The sequence below is a fragment of the Pseudomonas lopnurensis genome, assembly GCF_015070855.1.
Lineage (GTDB): Bacteria > Pseudomonadota > Gammaproteobacteria > Pseudomonadales > Pseudomonadaceae > Stutzerimonas > Stutzerimonas lopnurensis.
Genome location: NZ_JADDIX010000011.1, coordinates 48,176 through 55,494, shown reverse-complemented (window position 1 = coordinate 55,494; position 7,319 = coordinate 48,176). Strand labels below are relative to the sequence as shown.

Here is a 7,319-nt window from a genome sequence, read left to right as displayed (position 1 = left end):
ATCGAACTGTCGGTCCATGGCTTCGACTACGGCGTCACCCTGGCACGTGGCTTTCTGCACCGCCTGCTGGCGCGCTGCCTGATCGATGGCGAGAAGGTGGAGTACCAGGGCATTCGTCTGGTGGTGCTGTTCGCCGGCTTGTTCGATGCGGTGGATCGCAGCCATATCGAGGTTCCGCTACTCGACGAGTTGCTGCTCGGCCCGTTGCGTAACGTGCTGGGCAATGCCGATGGCCTGCCCCCACAGGTACGCCAGGCCTTGCATCTGGTCGCGGCCCATGAACGGCGTTTCTATCGTCGCGCCCATCTGCTTGGCACGGGTAATCCGAAATGGCGCGAGGAGTTGATGCCCGGCGTCAGCGAGGACGTCGGCGGTAGCCTGTTGCCCGGCGAGCAGAAGCCCAGCGCCGAACTGGCGCTGGTCAGCCTGCACCGCATGTACCAGGCGGCGTTCCGCGCCGGTGTGCCTTTCCCTCATCTCGAAGATCTGCATGAAAAGGATGCCGATACCGCCGCCTTGTTCACCTTCAACGACCATATCGCCGGCAAGAGCGCCCATGCGCTGGTCAGGCACTACCAGCGGGCGGCGGAACCCAGCATCGCGCAATTGCGCGAGATCGGCCTGGGGCAGCAGGGCGTCTTCCTGGGCCATATGCGCCTGTACGTCCGCTGGCTGGCATCGCTCTGGCGGCCCTATGCGCAGCGCCTGCGCGAGATCGGCGAAGAGGAAGACCGCCTGCACGCCAGCCAGTTCCAGGCGGGCAATAGCCGCGGCCTGCTCGGGCTCCCGCAGGAAAGCCAGGCGCGCAGACAGGCCCGCCTCGAACGCAGCGGGGCACTGCAAGCCGAACGCGAGGCGCTGCGGGCGCAACTGGGCTGGCTGGAGGAGGTGGACAGCGAGGCCCGCCGCATGCGCGCGGCCCGGGCGGCGCACGGTTACGCGGCGGCCGGCAGCCCGCGGCAACTCGAGGTATGGAACGTACTGCTGGATCACGAATGGTTCAACGAACGCCCCTGGCCACTGCCGGACGAAGTTAGCCTGTTGTTCAGCCACTTCGTCCATGACCAGTTGGTGCAGAGCACAGCCCAGCGCTCGGCCAAGTCGCTGGGAGGCCAGCACTACTTCGACACTCGTGGCTTCGACTCGGCGGCGGCGACATGAGGCAGAGGCCCTGCTTCGGCTCGCGTTGGATCGTGCCACCCTTCGTTTTAGGTATTGAAGAACGAGAAGGCGTCAGACGCTGAAGATGGTGAAATACTTATCTAGAACGCCCCGGCTGGCCGGGGCGTTCTACGTTTACATCGAGCGTGTCAGAGTGCCGCCAGGCCCGCCTGCTGCACGAGCTCCAGCAGCGGCTGAGGATAGACTCCGAAGAAGAAGGCCAACACCGCGATCGCCAGCAGCATGATACCGCCGGCGCGCTGGCCCCAGTCGAAGGGCGCGTCGTGGCGGCGAATGCCCGGCTCGAGCAGGAACAGCGTCACCATCACGCGCAGGTAGTAATACAGCCCGATGGCACTGCCGACGATCAGTGCGCCCAGCAACCACCACTGCTGCGACTGCACGCCGGTGGCGATCACGTAGAACTTGCCGATGAAGCCGGCCGTCAACGGAATACCGGCGAGCGACAGCATCATCAAGGTCAGCACGGCGGTCAGGTACGGGCGGCGCCAGAACAGGCCGCGGTATTCGTACAGCGCGTCGGCGTCGCGTCCCCGGTAGGGGCTCGACATCAGCGTGATGACGCCGAAGGCGCCGAGGCTGGTCAGCACGTAGGTGGCAAGGTAGACGCCCACGGCTTCGACCGCCAGGCCTTCGCTGGCGATCAGCGCCACCAGCAGGTAGCCGAAGTGGGCGATGGAGGAATAACCGAGCAGCCGCTTGAGGTTGCTCTGGTTCAGCGCCAGCAGGTTGCCGATCAGGATCGAGGCGATGGCGATCAGGCTCAGGCTGTCGTTCAGCCAGCCGCCACTGGTCGCCGGCGACAGCTGGTAGAGGCGCAGCAGCACGGCGAATACGGCGAGCTTGCTGGCGGTGGCGAGAAATGCCGAGATCGGCGCCGGGGCGCCTTCGTAGACATCCGGCGTCCACAGGTGGAAGGGCACCAGCGAGAGCTTGAAGCCGAGACCGATCAGCATCATGCCGATGCCGGCCTGGACCAGCATGGACGATCCCTGGGCCGCCAGGCTGAGGCCGATGCCGGCGAAGCCTAGGCTGCCGGATTCGGCGTACAGCAGCGCCATGCCGAACAGCAGGAAGGCGCTGCCGGCGGCCGACAGCACCATGTACTTGATGCCGGCTTCCAACGAGCGCCGGTTGAAGAAGGCGTAGGCCACCAGGCCGTAGACCGGCACCGAGAGCAGTTCCAGGCCGATGAACAGCCCGGCCAGGTGCTGGCTCGCGACCAGCACTTGGCCGCCGAGGGTCGACAGCACCATCAGCAGGTAGAGCTCCTCGCGGTTGCCGGGGAAGCCTTCGCTGCCAGACTTCTCGCCCAGGTAGGCGTGGGCCAGGGTGATGCAGACCAGCGTCGCCAGCAGCAGCAGCGCCATGTAGAAGTAGGCGAAGCGGTCCAGCTGCAGCAGCAGGGTGACATCCAGCGGCGTCACCTGCAGCGCCGGCAGGATGGACAGCAGGGCGAGCACGAGACCCGCCGCGCTCAGCACGTAGGTCATGCCGTGGTTGCGCCGCCAGGCGATCGCCAGCATCACCACGATGGCGGTGGCGCTGGTGACCAGCAGCGGCAGCAGGGCGATGAAGTGTTCCTGAGTGAATTCCATAGCGCGACTACCGGGCCGAAACGAGTGGGGAGAAAGCGGCATCGAGCCACTGCTGCACGCCGCTCATGGTGGCGAGCGAGGTGTCGAATACCGGCTGCGGGTAGACCCCGAGCAGGATCAGCAGCGCCGCGAGCAAGAGGATCATGCCGATCTCGCGGACATCCAGTCCGCGCAGTGCCCCCTGCACCCTGACTGGGCCGAAATGTGCGCGATGGACCATCGCCAGCGAATAGACCGAGGAGAACACCAGGCCGAAGGTGGCGATCACCACGATCCACGGCCAGTGGGCGAAGGCGCCGAACAGCACGACGAATTCGCCGATGAAGTTGCCTGTGCCGGGAAGGCCCAGGGAGGCGGCGGCGAAGAACAGGGTCAGTGGTGGTAGCCACGGCAGGCATGACCACAGGCCGCCCATCTCGCGCATGTCGCGGGTATGCAGGCGCTCGTAGAGCTGGCCGCAGAGGATGAACAGCGCGGCAGCCGACAGGCCATGGGCGAGCATCAGCACCACCGCACCTTGCAGGGCCAGCTCGCTGCCGGAGTAGATGCCGATCAGCACGAAGCCCATGTGCGAGATGCTGGAATAGGCGACCAGGCGCTTGATGTCGGTCTGGCCGAACGACAGCAGCGCGCCGTAGAAGATACCGAGCAGACCGAGGGCCATGGCGATCGGGGCGAAGTCCGCCGAGGCATCGGGAAACAGCGGCAGGGCGAAACGGATCATGCCGTAGGCGGCGGTCTTCAGCAGGATGCCGGCGAGGTCGACGGAGCCGGCGGTCGGTGCCTGGGCATGAGCGTCCGGCAGCCAGGAGTGCAGCGGCACGATGGGGAACTTCACCGCGAAGGCGATGAAGAAGCCGAGCATCAGTAAAAACTCGATCTTCGGATCCAGATCGGCTTCGAGCAGCAGCGCATAGTCGAAGGTCAGCACGCCGGTGTTGTGGTAGTTCACCAGCACCAGGCCGAGGATCGCCACCAGCATGATCAGGCCGCTGGCCTGGGTGTAGATGAAGAACTTGGTGGCGGCGTTGATCCGCGAGCGTTTGCCTTCGCTGGAACTGTGACCCCAGAGCGCGATGAGGAAGTACATCGGCACCAGCATCATTTCCCAGAAGAAGAAGAACAGGAACAGGTCCAGGGCGAGGAACACCCCGACCACGCCGCCGAGAATCCACATCAGGTTGAGGTGGAAGAAGCCGACGTGGCGCTGGATCTCTTTCCAGGAGCAGAGCACCGACAGCACGCCGAGCAGGCCGGTGAGCAGCACCATCAGCAGCGACAGGCCGTCGAGGGCCAGATGCAGGTTGATGCCGAAGCGCTCGATCCAGACGTGCTTGAATTCCACCGCCCAGTTCGTCGCGGCGCCTGGTGCGGGCGCCAGGCTGTAGTCGCCATTGCTCCATAACCAGAGGCCGAGGCCGAACAGCAGCGCCATGGTGAACAGGGCGATCCAGCGCGGCAGGGTCTGGTCGAAGCGCTCGACCAGCCAGCAGAGCAAGCCGCCGATGAAGGGAATCAGGATTAGCCAGGGCAGAATCACGATATCGAATCCTTGGGCAAGTCAGAGCAGAACGATGCCGAGCAGCAGCACGGCTCCGCCGACGATGGACAGCGCATACCAGCGCAACTGGCCGTTTTCGCTGCGGCTCAACAGGGCATGGCCGCCACGCGCCGTATGCGGTACCAGGCCGATGGTCGCGTCGATGGGGTCGCGCGCGAGCAGGCGGCACAGCCACAGGTAGGGCTGCGCGAAGAGCTTGTCGTAGAGCCAGTCGAAGCCCCAGGCGGCGAACCACCAGGCGGAGAGGAAACGTCCCGGCGCGCATTGCGCAATGCGCGTGGCCAGGCCGCGCTTGCCGAGGAACATCAGGGCGGCGAGCAGGATACCGGCCATGGCGATGGCGCCGGAAGCGATCTCCAGGCTGTGCTTGGCTTCGCCGCCTGCATGGCCGACGCTCTGCGGCAGCACACCGGCCAGCGGCGGCACGATCAGTGCGCCGACGAAGGTCGAGAGCACGATCAGCACACCGAGCGGCAGATTGTGGGCGATGCCGTGGCCGGCGTGGGCTTCGGTCTTTGCCTCGCCGTGGAAGGCGATGAAGATCAGGCGGAAGGTATACAGCGAGGTGAGGAATGCACCGGCCAGCCCCGCATAGAGCAAGCCGCTGTGCCCGCTGGCGAAGGCTTCCCAGAGGATTTCGTCCTTGGAGTAGAAGCCGGCGGTGATCAGCGGCAGGGCGGCCAGTGCGGCGCCGCCGACGATGAAGCTGGCGTAGGCCAGCGGCAGCTTCTTCCACAGCCCGCCCATGCGGAAGATGTTCTGCTCGTGGTGGCAGGCGTGGATCACCGAGCCGGACGCGAGGAACAGCAGGGCCTTGAAGAAGGCATGGGTCATCAGGTGGAAGATCGCCGCGTCCCAGGCACCGATGCCGAGGGCGAGGAACATGTAGCCGATCTGGCTCATGGTCGAGTAGGCGAGGATGCGCTTGATGTCGGTCTGCACCAGCGCGGCGAAACCGGCCAGTAGCAGGGTCACGCCGCCCACGATGCCGACCAGTTCGTGCACGTCAGGCGCCAGCAGAAACAGGCCGTGGGTACGGGCGATCAGGTAGACGCCGGCGGTGACCATGGTCGCCGCGTGGATCAGCGCGGAAACCGGGGTCGGGCCGGCCATGGCGTCGGCCAGCCAGGTCTGCAGCGGCAACTGGGCCGACTTGCCGACCGCACCGCCGAGCAGGGCGAGGGTCGCCAGGGTGACCCACAGATCGCCGCTGGCGAATTTCTGCGGCGCCAGCGCCAGCAGTTCCTGGATGTTCAGGGTGCCGAGCTGGACGAACAGGATGAACAGGCCGAAGGCCATCAGCACGTCGCCGACGCGGGTGACGATGAAGGCCTTGAGCGCTGCGTTGCCGTTCTTGCGCTCCTTGAAGTAGAAGCCGATCAGCAGGTACGAGCACAGCCCCACGCCTTCCCAACCGAAGTACAGCAGCAGCAGGTTGTCGCCGAGGATCAGCAGCAACATGCTGAAGATGAACAGGTTGGTGTAGGCGAAGAAGCGCGAGTAACCCTCTTCACCGCGCATGTACCAGCTGGCGAACAGGTGGATCAGAAAGCCGACGCCGGTGACCACGCCGAGCATGGTCAGCGACAGGCCGTCCAGATGCAGGCCGAAGGAAGCCTGCAAGCCCGACACGTTCAGCCATTGCCAGAGCAGTTGGCTGTACGCGCCGCCTTCCGCTGGCGCGACATTGAACTGCCAGAGGATCCAGGCGCTGGTCAGCGCGGACAGGCCCACCGAGCCGACGCCGATGGTCGCTGCGAGGTTCTCGGAGATCCGCCCGCGGGAGAAGGCGAGCAGGACGTAGCCGAGCAGCGGGAATACCAAGGTCAGGAATAGAAGATTCATCCGTGCATCTCGCTTGCGGCATCGACATCGAGGGTGTGGAAGCGGCGATACAGCTGCAGCAGGATCGCCAGGCCGATGGCGGCTTCGGCGGCGGCCAGGGTGATCACCAGAATGAACATGATCTGGCCGTCCGGCTGGGCCCAGCGACTGCCGGCGACGACGAAGGCGAGGCCCGCCGCGTTCATCATGATTTCCAGGCTCATCAGCATGAACAGGATGTTGCGCCGGACCATCAGGCCGACCAGGCCCAGGCTGAACAGCAGGGCGGCGACGGCGAGGCCGTGTTCGAGGGGAATGGCGTGCATGGGGTTACTCCTTCGCCTCGTGACGGCCCAGGTGGAAGGCAGCGACCAGCGCGCCGAGCAGCAGCAGCGAGGCCAGTTCGACGGCCAGCAGGTAGGGGCCGAACAGGGCGATGCCGACCTCTTTCGGGCTGACGCTGGTCTGTCCCAGCGTCGCGCCGGAGGGATCGCTGAACAGCACGTAGAGCAGTTGGGCGAGCAGGGCGATGGCCAGCAGGGACGGGCCGATCCAGATCCTGGCCGTCAGCCAGGCGCGCTCCTGCTGCGCCACCGCCGGGCCGAGGTTGAGCATCATCACCACGAAGACGAAGAGCACCATGATGGCGCCGGCGTAGACGATGATTTCAAGCGCGCCGGCGAAGGGCGCGCCGAGACTGAAGAAGCACATGGCCACCGCCAGCAGCGAGATGACCAGGTAGAGCAGGGCGTGCACCGGATTGCTGGCGGTGATCACCCGCAGGGTGGATACGACCGCCACGCCGGAGGCGAAATAGAAGGCGAATTCCATCACAAGCTCCTCGGGGTCTGTTGCCATTTCGCACCACGTGCCCTGGCTCGTGTCCGCAGCGCTGAACGCCTGCGCCGGTGCGAGCCTGCAGCACCTGGCCCGCTTTCGTAGGAGCAGGCCACGCCTGCGAACAGGGCCCCCACATCGGTGCGGCTGTTTTTTTCGCGGGCATGGCCCGCTCCTACGACGGATCGGCTGAACGAGTCCGGGGTCTGTTGCCATTTCGCACCGAGTGCCCTGGCTCGTGTCCGCAGCGCTGAACGCCTGCGCCGGTACGAGCCTGCAGCACCTGGCCCGCTTTCGTAGGAGCAGGCCACGCCTGC

The 7,319-nt window shown here is 65.6% G+C and carries 6 protein-coding genes; 1 reads left to right on the top strand and 5 read right to left on the bottom strand.

The genetic code is table 11. The annotated features are described in order from the left end of the window. A partial coding sequence (locus tag IN820_RS02175; protein WP_193679406.1) for a DUF2235 domain-containing protein occupies nucleotides 1–1,161 on the top strand: 1,161 nt, incomplete at its 5' end. Between the two features lie 149 nt (nucleotides 1,162–1,310). Here the strand turns inward: IN820_RS02175 and nuoN are convergent. The 5 genes from nuoN to nuoJ are packed head-to-tail and all read right to left on the bottom strand — an operon-like array spanning nucleotide 1,311 to nucleotide 6,996. Next, on the bottom strand, nucleotides 1,311–2,780 hold the full coding sequence (nuoN, locus tag IN820_RS02170) for an NADH-quinone oxidoreductase subunit NuoN (RefSeq protein WP_193679405.1): 1,470 nt from the start codon (nucleotides 2,778–2,780) through the stop codon (nucleotides 1,311–1,313). Between the two features lie 7 nt (nucleotides 2,781–2,787). Beyond that, the gene (gene nuoM, locus IN820_RS02165) at nucleotides 2,788–4,320 is read right to left on the bottom strand and encodes an NADH-quinone oxidoreductase subunit M (protein ID WP_193679404.1); all 1,533 of its coding nucleotides are present in this window, start codon (nucleotides 4,318–4,320) and stop codon (nucleotides 2,788–2,790) included. 21 nt (nucleotides 4,321–4,341) lie between these two features. Continuing rightward, complete coding sequence (gene nuoL, locus IN820_RS02160) at nucleotides 4,342–6,186, bottom strand: NADH-quinone oxidoreductase subunit L (protein WP_193679403.1); 1,845 nt, start codon at nucleotides 6,184–6,186, stop codon at nucleotides 4,342–4,344. Continuing rightward, nucleotides 6,183–6,491, bottom strand: a complete 309-nt coding sequence (nuoK, locus tag IN820_RS02155; protein ID WP_193679402.1) for an NADH-quinone oxidoreductase subunit NuoK — start codon at nucleotides 6,489–6,491, stop codon at nucleotides 6,183–6,185. Before nuoK ends, nuoL begins: the two co-directional genes overlap by 4 nt. Nucleotides 6,492–6,495: 4 nt before the next feature. Beyond that, on the bottom strand, nucleotides 6,496–6,996 hold the full coding sequence (gene nuoJ, locus IN820_RS02150) for an NADH-quinone oxidoreductase subunit J (RefSeq protein WP_193679401.1): 501 nt from the start codon (nucleotides 6,994–6,996) through the stop codon (nucleotides 6,496–6,498). Between the last annotated feature and the right edge of the window lie 323 nt (nucleotides 6,997–7,319).

Excerpts from the sequence above, each read along its gene's own strand:
- nuoK (WP_193679402.1), bottom strand. The coding sequence starts at position 6,491 with ATGCACGCCATTCCCCTCGAACACGGCCTCGCCGTCGCCGCCCTGCTG.
- nuoN (WP_193679405.1), bottom strand. The coding sequence starts at position 2,780 with ATGGAATTCACTCAGGAACACTTCATCGCCCTGCTGCCGCTGCTGGTC.
- nuoL (WP_193679403.1), bottom strand. The coding sequence starts at position 6,186 with ATGAATCTTCTATTCCTGACCTTGGTATTCCCGCTGCTCGGCTACGTC.
- nuoJ (WP_193679401.1), bottom strand. The coding sequence starts at position 6,996 with ATGGAATTCGCCTTCTATTTCGCCTCCGGCGTGGCGGTCGTATCCACC.